The sequence below is a fragment of the Nocardia sp. NPDC059195 genome (assembly GCF_042754695.1).
Classification (GTDB): domain Bacteria; phylum Actinomycetota; class Actinomycetes; order Mycobacteriales; family Mycobacteriaceae; genus Nocardia.
In genome coordinates this window covers 354,773-371,365 of sequence record NZ_JBHZBG010000001.1, presented here as the reverse complement: position 1 = coordinate 371,365, position 16,593 = coordinate 354,773, and the positions used below count along the sequence as shown (strand labels likewise).

The following is a 16,593-nucleotide window of genomic DNA, read 5'->3' as shown; positions in this document are numbered from 1 at the left end:
ATGTCGAATATTCGACGCTATTGTTCGGTATTGTGACACCGACGATAAGCCGGGCCGAGGGCGCCGGTCAAGAGGTGACCCCGGATTCGATGGGCGATGCCGAGATTCCCGGCGCCGCGTCGCCGCCGACGCAGCGCGTGGTGAAGGTGCTGGAGCTGCTGTCACGGCACCCCACCGAACGTCTGTCGCTGGCCCGCATCGTGCGGGAAGCGGGGCTGTCCCGCGCCACCGCGCACGCCGTGCTCACCCAGCTCACCGCCGATGGCTGGACGGTGCGCGACGACGACGGGTGCTACGGCATCGGCTTGCGGCTGCTGGCAGTGGCCAGGCGCGCCGAAACGGCATTTCCGCTGCGCCGCACCGCGATTCCGCATTTGCGAGCGCTGTCCGAACAGGCCGACGTGCCGGTATTCCTCGCCGAACGCGCCGGGGGCAGCATCGTGGTCACCGAAGTCGTCGGTCATCCGTCGGCGGGCTGGATCCGCCCCGGTCGCCGGCTCCCGCTCGCACCCCCCGTCTGTCGGGAATTCGTCGCCTGGGCAACGGAACCCGTCATGCAGGCGTGGCTTGCCACCGCCGACCCGGCCCACCGTGAGCGCCTCGCCCGCGTATTGGCCGAGATCCGCACCCGGGGCTACTCCGTGGAACGCCTGGTCGACGACTCGACGCCGATGCTGGAAGTGCTGGCAGGCCTGCGTGATTCACCGATCACCGCCGCCTTGCGCGCGCAGCTCGGTTCGGTCATCACCGAATTGATCACCATCGACTACCTGCCCGACGAGCTCGGCCCCGACAACGCGGTGGTTACCCTCGCCGCACCGATCCGTGATCGCAACGGTGCGGTGGTGGCCGCAGTCGTCAGCTGCCCCGATACGCAGCTGTCGGCGCAGGCACTGAGCGAGCTCGGCACGACGACGGTCGCGACCGCGGACAGAATCGCCGCAGGCGTTCCGGGGACGTAGGTCAGGCGGTTCGCCCACGCACGCAACGACATCGCGTCCAATGCGGTGACGATCGCGGCGCCGACCTCGCCGGACCGGTGTCGGCCGCGGTTTCGACTACTCGGAAACGGTGTTTCGCCATTACGCTGAGCGGGTGGCTCTGTCCGGATACGACCCGCTCGACGGTCGTGGGCGGATGGCGAGGAAGGACTCCCGACGTGGCAAATGACAGTGATCGGTGGTGGGAGGCGCCCGGAATGTCGGGCCCCGCCCCTGACCCCGCCGCACAACCTCCCGCCGATCCCACCATCCTGCGGTCGCCCAGCAACCCGGCCGAGCAGTCGGCCGCCCGACCGCAAGACGGCCCGCAACCGTCTGCTGACCCGGGGGTGAATCAGCTTGGTAGTGGACAACATCCGGTCGCGCCACCCACGGTGTTCGGGCAGTCTTTCGGGCAACCCGGTACCGGCGAGCAGTCGTACGGACAGCAACCCGGGACCGGACCGCAGCCGCAGTGGCAGCAGCCCGGAACGGGACAACCCGGCAGCGGCCAGCATCCGTATGCGCCACCGGCAGTGGTCGGGCAGCCGTGGACCGGGCAGCAACCCTATGGGCAACAATCCGGGATGGGTCAAGATCCGTATGGGCCGCAACCCGGTAGCGGGCAGCCGTATGCCTCCCAGCCGCTGACAGGCCAACAACCGTACGGGCAGCAGTTCGGACCGGGCCAGCAGCCGTTCGCCCAGCAGCCGGGGTACGGGCAGCAGCCCTACGGCTACGCTCCTGCGCCACAACAGTATTCGCCTACGCCGCGTCGTGGTGGCTCGGGCGTGATCATCGCGGTGGTGGCCGTAATCGTGGTGCTGGCGATCGGGGTAGCGGTCGCGGTCGCGATCGCCGCCCGCTCCTCCGACGCGTCCTCGGTGGCGGCGGGCTCGACAACCACCACCAAGGCGGGGCCACTGTCGGGCACGAGTACGGCGCCTCTGGCTCCTGGCTCGAAAGGCGTGCTGATCCCGGCCTATCGCGTCGCCTACGACGTGCCGTCGGCCTGGACCATCCACTCCGACTCCGACCCGATGTCGTTCACCAACGCGGCCGGCTCGGTGGACGGTCGGGGCCAGGCCACCGAGGGCGCCGACTACTGCCCTGGCTCGGTCTACCGAGCCATGGCCGCAGTCACCTCGTCCACTGAAACCGACCCCGCCGCGGCGGCCGGGAGCGTCGCGAAAATTTCCGCGGCAGGCGGGTATTCGGACCCGACCGGCGGAAAGATCAGCACGCCTACTTCGCTGAAGACCCAGAGCGGAGTCAGCGGCCACTTCGTGGAGACCTCGGGCGCGTGGACTCCGCAGATCCCGGGGTGCACGGCGAACGCCTACTCCGTGTACACCTTCGGATTCCGCAACGCCGCCGGCACCACCCTCGTACTGACCATCCTCGTCGATCGCGGCACCACCGGCGAACTCACCGCCGATCAGGCGAAGGAGATGATCGAGAGCTTGCGCCTGGTCTAATGGCGTCGGCACCTTGGCACTCGTGGTCTACGCGGGTGAACGGGCTCGGTTCCGGTGACCATGGTGACGACTGCCGCCGCCGCGGTCACCGTGCCAGGTTGTCGAACCCGCGACAGGTCCTGCCGACACGCCCATCGGGCGCGTCGGCACGCGCGTCGAAGCGCGGATCACTCGATGAGGTGGTGGAATCGGCCGGTGCGCGTATCGAGTGGAATTGCAGCCTGTGTCGCGGTCGTGACGCTGGCCTTGCCCGTAGGCCCGGCCGCCGGCGCGGTTCAGGACACCGCGTGCGGGTCGATGCTGTCGCAGGCCGACATCGCCGAGATCGCGCGGTTGTCGGACACGTCGGCGATCTCCGGTGCGGGCAGTCTGGACCGGCTCGAGGACGCGGTGGCCCGCCATCATCGGATCACCGAGATCCTCGTCGAGCATCGGGACCTGCGCGGGCTGTTCGCGATCGGGCTCGACGGCGTCGAATACGCCGCGGTGATGCCGATGCAGCGCGATCCGGCGGCATTCGCGAACCGCGAGTACGCGCACGCGATCAGCCTCGAACTGCTGCGCCGGTTCCTTGACAATCTGCACGCCGAATTCACCGGTGGTATCGCGGAACCCCAGTGGGCGCACTACTTCGCGCTGGCCCGCGACTGTGGGGCGTCGCGCGCTCGCACGGCGATGGCCGGATACAACGCGCACCTGACCGTCGACCTGACCTATTCGGTGGCGGCAGTCGGCAGCAAGCCCGAGAACGCGCCGGACTACTTCAAGATCGTGGCGGGAATCGCCTCGGTCGGTGACGTGATCATCGACCGCACCAAAGCCACCTACGGTGCCGACCTCGGACCGCTGTGGCGGTTCTACTTCGTCGGCGAGGGACTCGACCAGTTGTTCGGCGCGGGAGTCGCCACCGAACAGTTGCTGATCGCCGCCGACCTCGGCGCGAACACGGTGATCTTCACCAACGGCCTCGCCTTGCAAGACCCCGTCCTCGCTCCGGCGATCCGCACGGAGATCACGGCGTTGTGGCAGGCAGGGGACCTGGCTTTCGAAGCACTGGCCCGAATCAACGCACTCTGAACGCGTCCGCGGCGTCCATTCGAAACACGGTGTCGCACAGCGTTCGCCGGAACTGTCAGGAGCGGTCGAACCGGATGTCGGCTGCGAGCGGGTCATGGCAGATGTCGTCGAGCTCGAGAACGCGGTGGATCCACGTCGGTGCGGAGACCGGATTCCGGATCAGCGCGCGCACCGTGATGGCGGTGACCACCGCCGTAGCCAGGGATTGCCCACGACCGCTGGCCGCTCGTCGGCACCAATGCTACGTGGCCGGGAACAGGAACGGCCCCGGCCTTGCGGTGGGTAACCGCAAGGCCGGGGCCGGGTTTCGTCGAATCAGCCCGCGGTCTTCTCCGAGCTGCGGATCTCGATGATCGGCAGGATCAGGGCGGCGGGCGCGCTCGCGGGCACGACCGGCTGGTTCGGCTGAACCGGGGCGATCTTGGTGTAGCCGGCGCTCTGTTCGGGGCGCGTGTCGACCTCGCCGTTGTTGGGCCAGTAGGCGGCCGCGCGCTCGGCTTGGGCGGTGATGGTGAGCGACGGGTTGACACCGAGGTTGGCCGACACGGCGGCACCGTCGACGACGCTGAGCGTCGGGTAGCCGTACACGCGGTGGTAGGCGTCGATCACGCCGTGTTCGCGGTCGGCGCCGATCGCCGCGCCGCCGAGGAAGTGCGCGGTCATCGGCACGTTGAACACATCACCCCAGGTGCCGCCGGCGACGCCGCCGATCTTCTCCGCGACCCGCCGGGTGACATCGTTGCCCGCCGGGATCCAGGTCGGGTTCGGTTGTCCGTGGCCCTGTTTGGAGGTCAGCTTGCGGCCACCGAACAGCCCGCGCTTGGTGTAGGTGGTGATCGAGTTGTCCAGGTGCTGCATGACGAGGGAGATGATGGTGCGCTCGCTCCAGTTCTTCGTGCTCATGAAGCGGAAGAACGTCAGCGGATTGGACAGCACCAGCCCGAGGAACCGCAGCCATCGTGGTATCCGGCCGCCGCCGTCCACCATGAGAGTTTGCAGCATGCCCATCGAGTTGGAGCCCTTGCCGTAGCGGACCGGCTCGACGTGGGTGTCGGGGGTGGGGTGGATCGAGGAGGTGATCGCGACACCCTTGGTGAAGTCCTGGTCCGGGCCGAGCGTTCTGGTCGCGGCACCGACGATCGACTCGGAGTTCGTGCGGGTGAGCAGGCCGAGCTTGTCCGACAGATTCGGCAGCGCACCGTCATCGCGCATCGCGTGCAGCAGCTTCTGCGTGCCGAGTGTGCCCGCCGCGAGCACGACGTGCTCGGCGGTCAAGGTCTTGGGCGCCTTGCGCACCCAGGCGCCGGTGCGCTCGGTGGCCACATCCCATGTGCCGTCGGGCAGCGGTCGCAGCGCCGACACCGTGGTCATCGGAATGACCTGCGCCCCTGCCTGTTCGGCGAGGTAGAGGTAGTTCTTCACCAGGGTGTTCTTGGCACCGAACTTGCAGCCGACCATGCAGTCGCCACATTCCACACAGCCGGTGCGCTCGGGACCGACACCACCGAAGTAGGGGTCGGCTTCGGTCTCACCAGGCGTACCGAAGAACACGCCGACGGGAGTCTGCACAAACGTGTCGCCCACACCCATGTCCTCGGCGACGGACTTGAAGATCTCGTCGGCGGGGGTCATGTGGGGATTCGTCACGACACCGAGCATCTTTTTCGCTTGCTCGTAATACGGGGACAACTCGGTGCGCCAGTCGGTGATCTCACGCCACTGCGGGTCCTGGAAGAACGGCTCCGGCGGCACGTAGAGGGTGTTGGCGTAGTTCAGCGAGCCACCACCGACGCCGGCGCCGCCCAGGATCAGGACGTCGCGCAGCGGGTGGATGCGCTGGATGCCGTAGCACCCGAGCTTGGGCGCCCACACGAATTTGCGCAGGTCCCAGCTTGTTTTGGGCAGTTCGTCGTCGGCGAAGCGGCGGCCCGCTTCGATGACACCGACCTTGTAGCCCTTCTCCACCAGCCGCAGCGCGGTGACGCTGCCGCCGAAGCCGGAGCCGACGATCAGAACGTCGAAATCGGTGGTGCGCTCGGGCATGGGGGAGCTCCTCGATCGGTGTCGACAGTGACGCGGGTAACGCTAATGGCGACAGCCAGAGCTGTCAACGTAGGTTCCGGTCCGACCTATGCTGGTCGGGTGGCCCGATATACCCGAGCGGAACTCGCCGATGTCAGCGGCGTGGCGTCGCGCACCATCCGCTACTACCACTCGCTCGGCGTGCTGCCGAAACCCGGCCGCGCGGGCAAGGAAGTCGTCTACTCCGACGAGCACTTGGACCGCCTGCGCGACATCGTCGCCATGCAGGCGCGGGGGTTGCGCCTGGACGCCATCCGCGAGGTATTCGACGCCGAACCGCAGGCCGGTGACTGGCGCGCGCTGTTCGATCCGCGCGCGAGCCAGGCCGCCGAACGCTCGTCCTTCATCGATGACGCCGAACTCGCGACGATGCTGGGCGACCGCGGCGCCGATGTCCTCGCGGAACTCGTCGCGGCGGGATATCTCGCGCGCCGCGACGAACGCTGGTTCCTTGCGGACCGGTCGATGTTCAAGGCCGCGCTGGTCCTCTACGACGTCGGCATCGACGTCACCCTCAGCGGGGCGCTGCGAACGATGATCCAGTCGCGGATCGCCGCGCTCGCCGACGAGGTGGTGCACACGGTCCGCGACGCCGCGGGCACGGGTTACGGCGGTGAGGGGGTCGGGGTGGACCTGAGCCGTTTCCGCGACCGATTGCTCGCGATGGCATGGGAGGTCGGCGGTGCCACGTTCGCCGCCGAGATCGAACGCGCCGCGGCCGCCGACGACGCGGCCGGGCGCCGTGCTCCGGCCCGCGCCGCGAGTGCGCGATGATCGGACGATGAGTTCCGACCGGCCGGGCCCGCGCGCACTGGCCCGCGCGCAGACGATCGCCGACATCAAACGTATCGGCCGCGAGCACCTGGCCACCCACGGTGCCGCGGCATTGTCGCTGCGCGCTGTCGCGCGCGATCTGGGTGTCGTGTCCTCGGCGGTGTACCGGTACGTACGCAGCCGTGACGAACTGCTGACCATGCTGGTGGTCGACGGCTACAACGCACTGGGCGACGCCGTCGAGGCGGCACTGATGGACGCGCCCGACGACCCCGCGACCCGTTTCCGGGTCACCGCGCACACCGTGCGGGGATGGGCGCTGGCCGAGCCCGCCTGGTACGGCCTGCTTTTCGGCACGCCCGTCCCCGGCTACGACGCCCCCGCCGCCGACACTGAGGCGCCGGGCGTGCGGGTGATCGCGATCCTGCTCGGCATCGTCGACAGCGCCTACCGCCGGGGTCAGCTCAGCGTCGCTACTACCGAGCCGACGATCAGCCCGCGAACGGCAGCCGATTTCGCGACGATCCGCGAGCAGTTCGGTCTGCTCGTCCCCGACCGGATGATCGTGTCCGCCCTCACCACCTGGACCACGCTGTTCGGTGCCGTGAACTTCGACGTCTTCGACATGTACGGCCGCGACACCTTCGCTGATCGCGCGGAGATCTTCGACCTGAATATCGACCAGCTACTGCATCTGCTCGGCTTCGTCGTGCCGTGCCCGGACAATGTGGACCGGTCGGTACGGTAGCGATCTGAAGAGTTCCCGCGGTATGTGGGGAGAGGAATGCGTGAACGGCGACGACGGTGTCGCCAACGAAGGAGAGTGCCCGAGTGAATTCTCGCGAGGAGATCTTGCGCCGAGTCCGTGACGGGCTGCTCGACCTACCCGAGGACGAGCGCCGGGTCCCCATGCGTCGATCCACCGGCAGGCACGCGGTGGTGGATCCGACCGAGCGGGCGGAAGTACTCGCGCGGTTCGTCGAACGGTTGCGCGAGCACGGCTCACTGGTGCGCACCGTCGATATCGCGGGCCTGCCCGCCGCCGTCGCCGACGTGCTCTACGGCATGAGTGTGCAGACGGTCCTCGCCGCGGTCGAGCCGGGCCCGGCGTGGTTGGACCACTGGGCTGGTGCGCCGGGGCATCAGGTCGTCCACAGCGGCTCGGACTCGGTCGAGCCCGGTGACGCGGTGGTGCGCGACGCGGTGGCAGGCGACGCCTCTACCGGCTCGCTGGCACTCGATGTCGATGGTGGGCCCGCCGTCTCCGAGGCCATACCTCAGGTGTGTGTCCTCCGTGCGGACCGCGTGTACGTGTCCCTGCCCGAAGCGCTGGACCATCTCGATCAACGGCGGCCACTGATCTGGCTGGGCGGCCCCGGCGATGTCGATCTCGCCCGCCAGATGGTGGTTCTGCTCGTCGAATAGGACGCGGAAAACGTTATCGAGCCAGGGTTGTGTGGGACTGAGGGTCTCAGTTATTCTTGGGTAACGGTGTGACGGCGCTAACAAGGCTGTCCGCGCCGGACATGAACCGAGGAGGCACCGATGACGCTGACCGAATCGAGCCGTAGCGGACCCATCACCGAGGAGTACCGAGAGGCGCTGGCAACCCTGTCACAGGGGTCTGTCGACCGTCATTTCGATCCCTACCTCGATATCGACTGGGATTCGCCGGAGCTCGCCCTTGACCCGAACGATGTGCGGTGGGTTCTCTCGCCGCAGATCGACCCGCTCGGCGCGACGCAGTGGTATCGCGACCAACCGCTCGACCGGCGGATCGAGATCGGCAAGTGGCGTACAGCCAACGCGATCAAGGTCGGTGCCGCCTTCGAGAGCGTGCTGATTCGCGGAATGATGCAATACATCATGAAGTTGCCGAACGGCTCGCCCGAGTTCCGGTACTGCTTGCACGAGATGACCGAAGAGTGCAACCACATCCAGATGTTCCAGGAGCTGGTGAACCGCATCGACGTCGATGTGCCCGGCATGCGGCCGCTGTTCCGCGCTCTCTCGCCGTTGATCGGCGTCGCAGGCGGCTACGCCCACATGATCCTGTTCATCGGCATCCTCGGCGGCGAGGAACCGATCGATCACTACCAGAAGGCGGTGATCCGCGAGGGCGCGTCGATGCCGCCGTTGGTGTTGCGCACCATGGAGATTCACATCGCCGAGGAAGCGCGCCACATCTCCTTCGCCGGCGACTTCCTCACCGCGCATCTCGAGCAGATGGGCAAGTTCAATCGAGGCGTCTGCTCGGTGGCGTTCCCCATCGCGATGCGCTGGCTGGCGAGCGAGATCATGGCGCCGCCGCGTTCCTTCGAGCGCGAGTTCGATATTCCGCGCGAGGTCATCGAGCAGGCCTTCTGGAAGTCGGAACATTCCCAGCGGATCCTGTCGGGCTACTTCGGTGATATGCGCAAACTGGCCGATGACCTCGGTCTGATGAACCCGACCGCCAAGTGGCTGTGGCGCAAGTTCGGCATCGACGGCCCGATCTCGCGCTACCGCAGCGAGCCCGAACGCAGCGCGCGCCGCGTTGCCTGAACTGGGCCCGGCGGCGATTCAGTCGCCGGCGACCAGCTGGGTGATGATCTCGGTGAGTGGCTGGTCGGGGTCCAGGTTCAGGCCGTGCCTGCGGGCGACGCCGTCGACCACGTGCCAGGCGTAGGAGGCGACTTCCTCGATCAGCTGATCTCTGGTGAGTGCGGGATTCGGGTCGTTGGCCCAGCGGGTGACGGTGGCCTCGGTCATCGAGACGATGGCGAAGGTCATCGTGTCGGCCGAGGCCTCGTCGGTGACGCCGACCACCCCGGCCAGGCCGGTGACGAGGGCCCTCGCCGACCCCGCGATGGTGGTGATCAGCGCGCTCATCGCGTCGATCTCGGGATCTGTTTCCGATGGACCTGTTCGCAGGAACTCGTGGAGCCGGGGATGGTCCTGGATCCAGGTGACGACGCCGCCGATCGTGCGGACCAGGATTTCGTGGATCGAGCCCTCGGCGATGTCGAGCGCGTCTTCGATGTCGGCGACGAAGCGGTCGGCGATCTCGCTCCTGACCCGGCGATCGAGCTCGTCGCGACCGGCGAATTGCCGGTAGACCACTGATTTCGCGAGCCCCGCGTGCTCGGCGATCTGGATGATCGGCACCTCGACGCCGGCGGGCGCCTGTTCGATCAGCTCGACCGCGGCCAGCACGATCCGCTCCCGGCGGCTGTCGTTGTGCGGCTGCCATCGGGCTTGCCTGCCGCTGACGGCACTGGAGGGGCGTGACGCTGCGCTCGACACCCGCCTGAGTGTAGAGCAACCATCGATGCTTCAAACCGCTACCGGGGGACCGCCACCGGATCGGTGCAACTGGCGAGCCCGTCGACGAGCGAGCACGGTGCGACGGGGCGCGTCGGCCGGTAATCGGGGGCGACGCCGCCCGCCTCGGTGATCGCGCGGTAGGCGGCGACCGCGTCGGTTGGCGTGCGGGTCAGTGTCGGGTCGGTGAGTACGTCGACCGTGTAGAGGCCGAAACGTGCTGTGTAGGAGCCCCATTCGTAGTTGTCGGTGAGGCTCCAGTAGTTGTAACCCATCAGCGGGATGCCGTCGGCGACGGCGCGCTGCAGCCAGTAGACGGTGTCGCGGAGCGAATCCGCGCGGGTGTAGCCGTCGGCGCGGGGGAGTCCGTTCTCGGTGGGGATACCGTTCTCGACGATGTAGAGCGGGCGGCCGGGGAACTTACGCGCGTAGTGGTCGAGCGCGTAGTAGATCCCTTCGGGCTGCAGCGGAATCGTCCAAGGGCGGTCGAGATCAGGGACCTGTAGCTGGGTGGGAGAGAGGCCGTAGTAATAGTCGATGCCGATGTAGTCCAGGCGCGCCGAGATCCGGTCGAGCAGTGGTCCGCTTACAGCATCGTCGACGGCGGGTATGTAGGCGACATTGCTGCTCACCTGGGCGCCGGGCTGCACGGCATGGATGTAGTCGTAGATGCTGTTGTGCGCCTGAGTGATTCGTTCACCCATGGTGATGACGTCGGCGGCGCCGATCCCGCCGTGGCGCAGTTCGTTGGCCAGATAGACCGTCGGCTCGTTGAATGTCACCCACAGCGGATCAGCGCCGGCGAACCGGTCGACGACCAGGCGGGCGTTGGACAGCCAGTTCGTGACGATCTCCGGATCGCGCCACCCGCCGCGGTCGGCCGCCCAGCCGGGGTACACCCAGTGATCGAGGGTCAGCATCGGCCGCATACCGGCCTCGGTGATAGCGCTGACGACGTCGTCGTAGAACGCGAGCGCCGCCTCGTCCCATGTGCCGGGTCGCGGTTGGACCCGTGCCCACTCGATACCGATGCGATACACGCGCACACCGAGTTTCGCGGCCAGCGCGATATCGGAGCGGTAGTGATTGCGGAAGTCGACCGAGTTCAGATAAGGGTCGGCGGTGGAGCCGGATTCGACGTATCGGCGCCAATTGCTGTCCGGTGCATCACCTTCGGCCTGGAACCCGGAAGCTGCCACGCCCCAGAGGAATTCGGGCCCGAGTGGTGCCAGTTGGGCCGGCGCGGGTGGTCGAGCCAGGGTGGGGGAGGTGCTGGTCGTGAGCAAGGCCGCAGCGGCCAAAGCGACCGTGGCGAGGATTCGGCGACCAGTGGGGGAGGGCATGGCACTCCTGGCGACTAGGGGAGGGGAGTTAGTTCAGTGTGCGACATCGAGGTAGTTGTGCGGGGGAATTAGGGCGGAGCGGAGGCTTTGGAACCTGTCACTATCGAAAACAACATGTAGTTACGTAGATATGCGCATCTACTAATAAATATCTCCCTAGCGTCCACGAGACCACTACAGCTCACGACATGTCCACACTCAACAGCTACTCACCAGCAAGGACAGGGGAGAGCTTTCCGTTAGGTCGCCAAATCGATGGCAACCGCGCGACCGGTATCGAACCAGTACGCGTGCAGCTCCCGGATCTTCGCCCGCGAGGGCATACCGCGCCGGTGGATCGCGCATTCGCCGAAGTCAACCAGGACCACGGTGTCGCACAGCAGGGCGCGTGCAGCGGCAAGTTCGTTCGGGTCAGTGATCTCCCGGGCGGTCCCGCTGTGGGTACCGTCGGGCAGCTTCAATGTGACGCGGGGGTCGGCACGAACATTGCGGAGCCAGGCATTGACCGCGTCAGGCTGCTGAACCGTCACGTGCGGCGGCATCAGCTGCACCAGGTACGCCCGATCACCGTCGCGAAAGACCCGGACGCACTTGGGGCGCGGTAACCCGGTTTTGCGCCCCGTTGTCGTGAGGATGCCGTACCCGCGTGGCGTGCGGATGCGAAAGAACGGCGCCATGCCCGCACTGAGCAGCTTGCCGTCGCGGGGGCCGCGCACCAGTCGCCCATGTTTACCGATTTCGGCCTCGGCCGCGATACGCCGAGCTTCGTTTCGGGCCTCGTCCATGCCTCCATGGTCCGCTGGCGGCGATCGGTCGTCCAGCACGCCGAGTGAGTTGCCTCTCAGGGCACGGTCGTGAGTGGGCGAACTCGGTTCGCTCGAGCCAGGATTCGTGGATGGTTTGGAATCCCTTGCCGGGCGTTGCGCGCGTGTTCGCGACTCAGCCCTGGGTGATGCGTGGCGCCGGTGTCGTACTGCCGACCGAGCGGTTGTTGCGCAGGCTCAGTGGCGGTCGGTGGGGTGTGCTCGACCTCGCCGGGCTCCCGTCGATCGAGGTCACGGTGGTGGGGCGTAAGTCGGGACAGCCGCGGACCACGTCGCTGCTGTGTGTGCCCGACGGCGACGGCTTCTATCTGGTCGGCTCGAACTGGGGTAAGCCGGAACATCCGGCGTGGTCGGCGAACCTTCGCGCGGCCAGGACGGCATCGGCCCGCTTCGACGGCAGCTCCGCGTTCCCGGTGACCGTCGCCGAGATCACCGGCGTCGAGCGCAAGCGCGTCTGGGACCAGGCCGTCGAGTTCTGGCCCGGCTACGAGATGGAATTCCAGCGCTCGGGCGGTCGCGAGTTCCGCATCTTCCGGCTCGATCGGATCCTCTGATCACAGACCGAGTTTGGTGACGGCATTGTCTTCGAGTGGGTTCGCGGTGCGGATGTAGCCGTGGACGGTGCGGGGGTTCGCCCAGCGGCCCTGGCGCATGATCTCGCGGTCACTGGCGCCGCCGAGGGCGGCTTGGGTGGCGAAGCCGGCGCGCAAGGAGTGCCCCGAGAACAGGTCGGGGTCCAGGCCCGCGCGGGCCGCGTAGCGCTTGACGAGTTCGGCGACGGCCCGACCGGACAGCGCGGTGTCGCTGATCGAGCCGTGCCTGTTGATCGTGGGGAACAGCGGGCGGTTCACGTCGGCGCTGAGGCGGGTTCCGGAGAAGCCGGGGCAGCGGTGGATGGTGCTGTCGGCAGCTTGGTTGTTCGTCGTCCAGGATCGCGCGCCCATGTCGCCGGTGTCGGCGTGGACTTCCAGTAGCCGGACCCAGTCGGCGAACGCGCAGATCGGGCAGGTGTGTGGGTGTTTTCCGCGAGGCAGGGCGATGCGCTGCTCGGCGACGCCGGTCGGGTCGGTCTTGGTTGTCGGCAGGTGTACGACGAGTAGCGGTTCACCGGTGGTGTGGTCGGTGCGCACGTGCACGTCGCTGATGCGCAGGCCCGCGAGTTCGCTGCGGCGCAGTGCGCCGGCGAAGCCGACCAGCAGTGCCAGGGCGTCGCGACGGCGCGCGGGTTCGGTGGGCCAGTCGGGGGCGGGGAGCTCGGCGAGGAGTTGGTCGAGGGTGTGCAGCAGGACCGGCCGTTTCCGGGTCGGCGGGGTGCGGCGGGTGCGGCGGATGCCGCGCAGGGTGAGCCGGACGACGTCGGAGCGGGTCGGCGAGGGGAGTCCGTTGGCGGCGTGGACTGCGGCGATGGCGGCGGACTTGCGATCCAGGGTGGCCGGGCTGAACGCCCACGCCCCGCTCTCTCTTCGGGCATCGGCGGAGGCGGCCAGGTAGACGGCCACGTCGAGTGGGTCCGCGGGGAGCGCCTGGCGCTGTTCGACCGCGCACCAGCCGGCCCAGGCGATCCAATCTGTTCGATAGGCGCGCAGAGTGTTCGCCGATTGGGACGCTTCGAGGTAGCGGCGCAGTGCGCCTGCCTGGTTGTCGTCGAAGCGTTCGCGGACCAGGCGGAGGGCTGCGGTATCGACGAGGACGCTGCGCACCCCGCGGCGCAGTTCGGTGCGAACCTGTTCGGGAAGCACGACCGATGCGTCGCTCAACCTCGCCACTCCCTCGCCTCTGCCGCCGATAACTCCTGGCGTTGCAGCCTAATCCGGCGCGGCCGCGATGGCGGACAGCAGCGTGGTCATCGGCGTGACTTCACGGCATTTCTTCGAGTTCGGCGAGCTGGGTGTGGATGTAGGCGGCGAGCCGGTGCTTGGCCGCGCCGGTGAGGAAACTGGTGTCGCCGAGGCGTGGGAATTGGTCGTCGACGTCCGCAGTCGGCGCCGCGGTGGGTTCGGGCGATTCGCCGACGAGTTCGAGCCGTGCCGGATGGTGTTGGGGCAGAGGAACATTCGGTTCGTACGGCTCTGAGGGTGCTGCTCCGGTACGTACCATGGTTGAACCCTAACGTTTTGATTACGGCCGCTGCCAACATGACGGGCCAAGTAGTGATTACTGCCACGTTTTGTTCGATTCGTCTCACGAAGCGCGTGCTGCAGGGTCCGGTCGGGCCGTCGCGGCGACGTATCCGGCGACCGGGCTCAAACGCAATACGGCAGGCATCCGGCGGGTGAGTGCGGGTGGCCCGGTGAACATGACCCTCCCGGTGCGCTGCGCGTGGGTGAGTGGCATGCGCCCCAGCCACACCTCATACAGGCCGGCGACGTCGGCGCTGATCGTGACGTCGACGGGATACCCGGGGTCTGTCTCGCAGACCGAGGGAACAGCGGATTCGACGACGATCCAGAATCGTCGGAGATCGTCGGTGAACCGGACCTGCAACACCTGCCGCCGTCCTGGCAGCATCGAGGTATCGACCCGGGTGTGCATCCACCACACGAGCAGTGCCGCATCGAGCTCTTCCTCCTGTGGCGCGCCGAAGGTCCAGCGCGCACCCCATTCGCCGAGGCCGAACAGGATGGGCTGGAGTTGGCTGCCCGCTTCGGTGAGCAGGTGTTCGGTGCCGAGCTTTTCGATGAGTCCGGCGCGTTCGAACTGGCGCAGGCGTTTGGCGAGCAGGCTGCGTGACAGGCCCGGTAGGCCGCGGGCGAGGTCGTTGAAGCGGGTGGTGCCGAGGAACAGGTCGCGCAGGATGAGCAGCGACCAGCGTTCGCCGAGTACGTCGAGTGCCCGCGAGATCGGGCAGTACTGGCCGTAGCCTGCTGTCGTTGTCGTCATGGTCACCTCACCGACGGGGTCCTCTTTCTGGACCGGGGGAGTCCACTTTCTGGACTATCTGGTTATCGCGGCGCTTCCTACCTTCGAAACATGACTTCCACAATTTCTGACACCACGTCCAGCACCGACCGGGTTTTCCTCGCCCGCGAGATCGGTGAAACCTTGCGTCTCGAGGTCCCCGAGCGGGACCGCACCGGCGAGATCTCCGTCGCCGCGTTCGACCGATTGCGGTCGAGCGGTCTGTCGGCGGCGCTCGTACCGGTCGAGTTCGGCGGTGGGGGCGCCTCCCATCGGGAGATGGGGAAGATCCTGCGCGAACTCGGCAGGCACGATCCGTCCACGGCGGTCGCGTTCGCGATGCATTCGCACCTGGTGGCCGCGCAGGTGTGGCGGCACAACCATGGGGTGGACGCTTCGGCTGTGTTCGCGAAGGTAGCGGGCGGGGCGATTCTGGTCAGCACCGGCGCCTCGGATTGGGTCGAGTCCAATGGGCAGGCCGTGCGCGTCGACGGTGGCTATCGGGTGAGTGCGCGCAAGGCGCCCGCGAGTGGGTGCGAGGTGGGGGATGTCCTCGTCACCAGCGTTCGCTCCGACGGTGAGGTGCTGCATTTCGCGGTCCCGTTGGCCGCGGCCGGGGTGAGCATCGACAAGACCTGGGATTCGTTCGGTCTGCGTGCGAGCGGTTCGCATACGGTCGTCCTCGACGATGTATTCGTGCCCGATGCGGCGATCTCGATGACCCGCCCGGTCGGTCCGTGGCCGCCGGTGCTGAATGTGGTGATCGGCGCCGCTCTTCCGCTGGTACTGGCTGCCTATCTCGGTGTCGCCGACGCGGCCGTCGACCTCACCGCACGCCTTCTGGCGGGCCGTTCCGAAGCCCACACGGTCCAGTCGGCAGGAGAAATGCTGAACGCCTACACCACTGCCGAGGACCTCATCACCGCCATGTTCACCGACTCCGAGAACCTGACCTTCCCCAACACCGACACCTACGCCGCCCGCGCCCTGAGCCGCAAAACCGTCGCCGCCGACGCCCTCATCACCACGGTCCGACTGGCCATTGAAACCACCGGCGGCGCAGGCTATTCCCGCACGTGCGATCTCGAACGCCTCTACCGCGACATCCACGGCTGCCAGTTCCATCCCTTGCCCCGCGCCAAACAGACCCGCTTCAGTGGGCGAGTGCTTCTGGGGCACAGCCCGATCGACTGAGTTCAGAGGGGTCATCGAGCATGTGGATGACCCCTCTCTCCTACCTGTACAAGTGGGCGGTGACGGTCGGGTCGTTGGCCAGCACGAAGTCGATGATTCCCCAGAACTCCGGAAGACGAGGGTGGACCAAGCCGTCCTCGCGGGAGAGCACCACGCCGTGGACGTCATCGGCTGATCCGTCCAGGCATGCCTGGACGAGGCTGATCCGTCCAGGCATGCCTGGACGAGGGTTGCCGCGGGGTTCGGGTTGTTCTGCACCGGTCCGACGCGGCAACCGAAAGTCACATGGTCGTCGGCGGTTTCGGAATCCCAGGTGCCGAGGATGACGTCGATCCAAGTGTCATGGTGCTGATCCGCGTGGTGGTAGCTGTTGGCGAAGTACGCCGCGTAGGCATTCCCGTCGCGGGTGATCATGTTCCAGGTGCGCTCGATCGGCTCGTCACAGCAGGGGCATTCGTACCGCGCGATCTGGCGTTCGTCCAGATCGGCTGCGAGTTCGGTGGGATTCACCGCCATATGATCCGCGATGGCGGCGAATTTCGCATACTCGGGAGCGCGCCGACGTGGTTCAATCACCGGGTGATGACGTTCGCGCAACTGTGGTGGCCGCTGACCTAGCGGCTGACCGAGTTGTGCGCGG

General features: G+C 67.3%; 19 protein-coding genes. 10 read left to right on the top strand and 9 right to left on the bottom strand.

The features are described from left to right. Positions 1-32: 32 nt before the first annotated feature. The 3 genes from ACFXKN_RS01690 to ACFXKN_RS01680 all read left to right on the top strand — a co-directional run bounded on the left by ACFXKN_RS01690 (position 33) and on the right by ACFXKN_RS01680 (position 3,535). On the top strand, positions 33-962 hold the full coding sequence (locus tag ACFXKN_RS01690; RefSeq protein ID WP_378949172.1) for an IclR family transcriptional regulator: 930 nt from the start codon (positions 33-35) through the stop codon (positions 960-962). A gap of 197 nt (positions 963-1,159) precedes the next feature. Next, positions 1,160-2,458, top strand: coding sequence for a hypothetical protein (locus tag ACFXKN_RS01685; RefSeq protein ID WP_378949169.1), 1,299 nt, complete (start codon positions 1,160-1,162; stop codon positions 2,456-2,458). Positions 2,459-2,653: 195 nt separating this feature from the next. Beyond that, positions 2,654-3,535 (top strand): DUF5995 family protein, encoded by an 882-nt coding sequence (locus ACFXKN_RS01680; RefSeq protein WP_378949166.1) that lies wholly within the window; start codon positions 2,654-2,656, stop codon positions 3,533-3,535. A 55-nt stretch (positions 3,536-3,590) separates the two neighbouring features. On the opposite strand, the gene ACFXKN_RS01675 is transcribed toward ACFXKN_RS01680, so the two are convergent. Together ACFXKN_RS01675 and ACFXKN_RS01670 are read right to left on the bottom strand one after the other, a co-directional pair. Beyond that, a complete protein-coding gene (locus ACFXKN_RS01675) occupies positions 3,591-3,725 on the bottom strand; it encodes a hypothetical protein (protein WP_378949162.1) in 135 nt (44 codons plus the stop codon). A gap of 125 nt (positions 3,726-3,850) precedes the next feature. Continuing rightward, complete coding sequence (locus ACFXKN_RS01670; protein ID WP_378949159.1) at positions 3,851-5,578, bottom strand: GMC oxidoreductase; 1,728 nt, start codon at positions 5,576-5,578, stop codon at positions 3,851-3,853. A gap of 99 nt (positions 5,579-5,677) precedes the next feature. Between ACFXKN_RS01670 and ACFXKN_RS01665 the strand changes: the two genes are divergently transcribed. The 4 genes from ACFXKN_RS01665 to ACFXKN_RS01650 all read left to right on the top strand — a co-directional run bounded on the left by ACFXKN_RS01665 (position 5,678) and on the right by ACFXKN_RS01650 (position 8,935). Then, positions 5,678-6,391, top strand: a complete 714-nt coding sequence (locus ACFXKN_RS01665; protein ID WP_378949156.1) for a MerR family transcriptional regulator — start codon at positions 5,678-5,680, stop codon at positions 6,389-6,391. Positions 6,392-6,398: 7 nt separating this feature from the next. Beyond that, positions 6,399-7,139 carry a TetR/AcrR family transcriptional regulator gene (locus ACFXKN_RS01660; RefSeq protein WP_378949153.1) on the top strand — a complete coding sequence of 247 codons (741 nt, stop codon included), beginning with the start codon at positions 6,399-6,401 and terminating at the stop codon, positions 7,137-7,139. Positions 7,140-7,222: 83 nt separating this feature from the next. Further along, positions 7,223-7,816 carry a hypothetical protein gene (locus ACFXKN_RS01655; RefSeq protein ID WP_378949150.1) on the top strand — a complete coding sequence of 198 codons (594 nt, stop codon included), beginning with the start codon at positions 7,223-7,225 and terminating at the stop codon, positions 7,814-7,816. A 120-nt stretch (positions 7,817-7,936) separates the two neighbouring features. Beyond that, on the top strand, positions 7,937-8,935 hold the full coding sequence (locus ACFXKN_RS01650; RefSeq protein ID WP_378949147.1) for a diiron oxygenase: 999 nt from the start codon (positions 7,937-7,939) through the stop codon (positions 8,933-8,935). 18 nt (positions 8,936-8,953) lie between these two features. Here ACFXKN_RS01650 and ACFXKN_RS01645 read toward each other — a convergent pair whose 3' ends face one another. The 3 genes from ACFXKN_RS01645 to ACFXKN_RS01635 all read right to left on the bottom strand — a co-directional run bounded on the left by ACFXKN_RS01645 (position 8,954) and on the right by ACFXKN_RS01635 (position 11,822). Continuing rightward, positions 8,954-9,676 carry a TetR/AcrR family transcriptional regulator gene (locus tag ACFXKN_RS01645; protein ID WP_379432158.1) on the bottom strand — a complete coding sequence of 241 codons (723 nt, stop codon included), beginning with the start codon at positions 9,674-9,676 and terminating at the stop codon, positions 8,954-8,956. A gap of 38 nt (positions 9,677-9,714) precedes the next feature. Further along, positions 9,715-11,037 (bottom strand): family 1 glycosylhydrolase, encoded by a 1,323-nt coding sequence (locus ACFXKN_RS01640; RefSeq protein WP_379432157.1) that lies wholly within the window; start codon positions 11,035-11,037, stop codon positions 9,715-9,717. A gap of 239 nt (positions 11,038-11,276) precedes the next feature. Beyond that, positions 11,277-11,822, bottom strand: coding sequence for a nitroreductase/quinone reductase family protein (locus ACFXKN_RS01635; protein ID WP_379432156.1), 546 nt, complete (start codon positions 11,820-11,822; stop codon positions 11,277-11,279). Positions 11,823-11,932: 110 nt separating this feature from the next. On the opposite strand from ACFXKN_RS01635, the gene ACFXKN_RS01630 reads away from it, so the two are divergent. After that, positions 11,933-12,415: a nitroreductase family deazaflavin-dependent oxidoreductase gene (locus ACFXKN_RS01630; protein WP_378949134.1), complete on the top strand. Its 483-nt coding sequence runs from the start codon at positions 11,933-11,935 to the stop codon at positions 12,413-12,415. Here ACFXKN_RS01630 and ACFXKN_RS01625 read toward each other — a convergent pair whose 3' ends face one another. The 3 genes from ACFXKN_RS01625 to ACFXKN_RS01615 all read right to left on the bottom strand — a co-directional run bounded on the left by ACFXKN_RS01625 (position 12,416) and on the right by ACFXKN_RS01615 (position 14,741). Continuing rightward, a complete protein-coding gene (locus tag ACFXKN_RS01625) occupies positions 12,416-13,618 on the bottom strand; it encodes a site-specific integrase (protein WP_379432155.1) in 1,203 nt (400 codons plus the stop codon). A 100-nt stretch (positions 13,619-13,718) separates the two neighbouring features. Continuing rightward, the gene (locus ACFXKN_RS01620) at positions 13,719-13,958 is read right to left on the bottom strand and encodes a hypothetical protein (RefSeq protein WP_379432154.1); all 240 of its coding nucleotides are present in this window, start codon (positions 13,956-13,958) and stop codon (positions 13,719-13,721) included. An 84-nt stretch (positions 13,959-14,042) separates the two neighbouring features. Next, a complete protein-coding gene (locus ACFXKN_RS01615; protein ID WP_378949125.1) occupies positions 14,043-14,741 on the bottom strand; it encodes a winged helix-turn-helix transcriptional regulator in 699 nt (232 codons plus the stop codon). Positions 14,742-14,831: 90 nt separating this feature from the next. Between ACFXKN_RS01615 and ACFXKN_RS01610 the strand changes: the two genes are divergently transcribed. Beyond that, positions 14,832-15,953, top strand: a complete 1,122-nt coding sequence (locus tag ACFXKN_RS01610; protein WP_379432153.1) for an acyl-CoA dehydrogenase family protein — start codon at positions 14,832-14,834, stop codon at positions 15,951-15,953. A gap of 40 nt (positions 15,954-15,993) precedes the next feature. Here the strand turns inward: ACFXKN_RS01610 and ACFXKN_RS01605 are convergent, their stop codons facing one another. Continuing rightward, positions 15,994-16,170, bottom strand: coding sequence for a hypothetical protein (locus ACFXKN_RS01605; protein ID WP_379432152.1), 177 nt, complete (start codon positions 16,168-16,170; stop codon positions 15,994-15,996). A gap of 68 nt (positions 16,171-16,238) precedes the next feature. Between ACFXKN_RS01605 and ACFXKN_RS01600 the strand changes: the two genes are divergently transcribed. Then, positions 16,239-16,571: a hypothetical protein gene (locus tag ACFXKN_RS01600; RefSeq protein ID WP_379432151.1), complete on the top strand. Its 333-nt coding sequence runs from the start codon at positions 16,239-16,241 to the stop codon at positions 16,569-16,571. The last annotated feature ends 22 nt before the right edge of the window (positions 16,572-16,593 follow it).

Bases quoted from the DNA above. Each gene is read 5' to 3' on its own strand.
- ACFXKN_RS01605 (WP_379432152.1), bottom strand. From the start codon at position 16,170: ATGCCTGGACGGATCAGCCTCGTCCAGGCATGCCTGGACGGATCAGCC.
- ACFXKN_RS01660 (WP_378949153.1), top strand. From the start codon at position 6,399: ATGAGTTCCGACCGGCCGGGCCCGCGCGCACTGGCCCGCGCGCAGACG.
- ACFXKN_RS01600 (WP_379432151.1), top strand. From the start codon at position 16,239: ATGGTCGTCGGCGGTTTCGGAATCCCAGGTGCCGAGGATGACGTCGAT.
- ACFXKN_RS01640 (WP_379432157.1), bottom strand. From the start codon at position 11,037: ATGCCCTCCCCCACTGGTCGCCGAATCCTCGCCACGGTCGCTTTGGCC.
- ACFXKN_RS01630 (WP_378949134.1), top strand. From the start codon at position 11,933: ATGGTTTGGAATCCCTTGCCGGGCGTTGCGCGCGTGTTCGCGACTCAG.
- ACFXKN_RS01620 (WP_379432154.1), bottom strand. From the start codon at position 13,958: ATGGTACGTACCGGAGCAGCACCCTCAGAGCCGTACGAACCGAATGTT.
- ACFXKN_RS01615 (WP_378949125.1), bottom strand. From the start codon at position 14,741: ATGACGACAACGACAGCAGGCTACGGCCAGTACTGCCCGATCTCGCGG.
- ACFXKN_RS01650 (WP_378949147.1), top strand. From the start codon at position 7,937: ATGACGCTGACCGAATCGAGCCGTAGCGGACCCATCACCGAGGAGTAC.
- ACFXKN_RS01610 (WP_379432153.1), top strand. From the start codon at position 14,832: ATGACTTCCACAATTTCTGACACCACGTCCAGCACCGACCGGGTTTTC.
- ACFXKN_RS01635 (WP_379432156.1), bottom strand. From the start codon at position 11,822: ATGGACGAGGCCCGAAACGAAGCTCGGCGTATCGCGGCCGAGGCCGAA.
- ACFXKN_RS01670 (WP_378949159.1), bottom strand. From the start codon at position 5,578: ATGCCCGAGCGCACCACCGATTTCGACGTTCTGATCGTCGGCTCCGGC.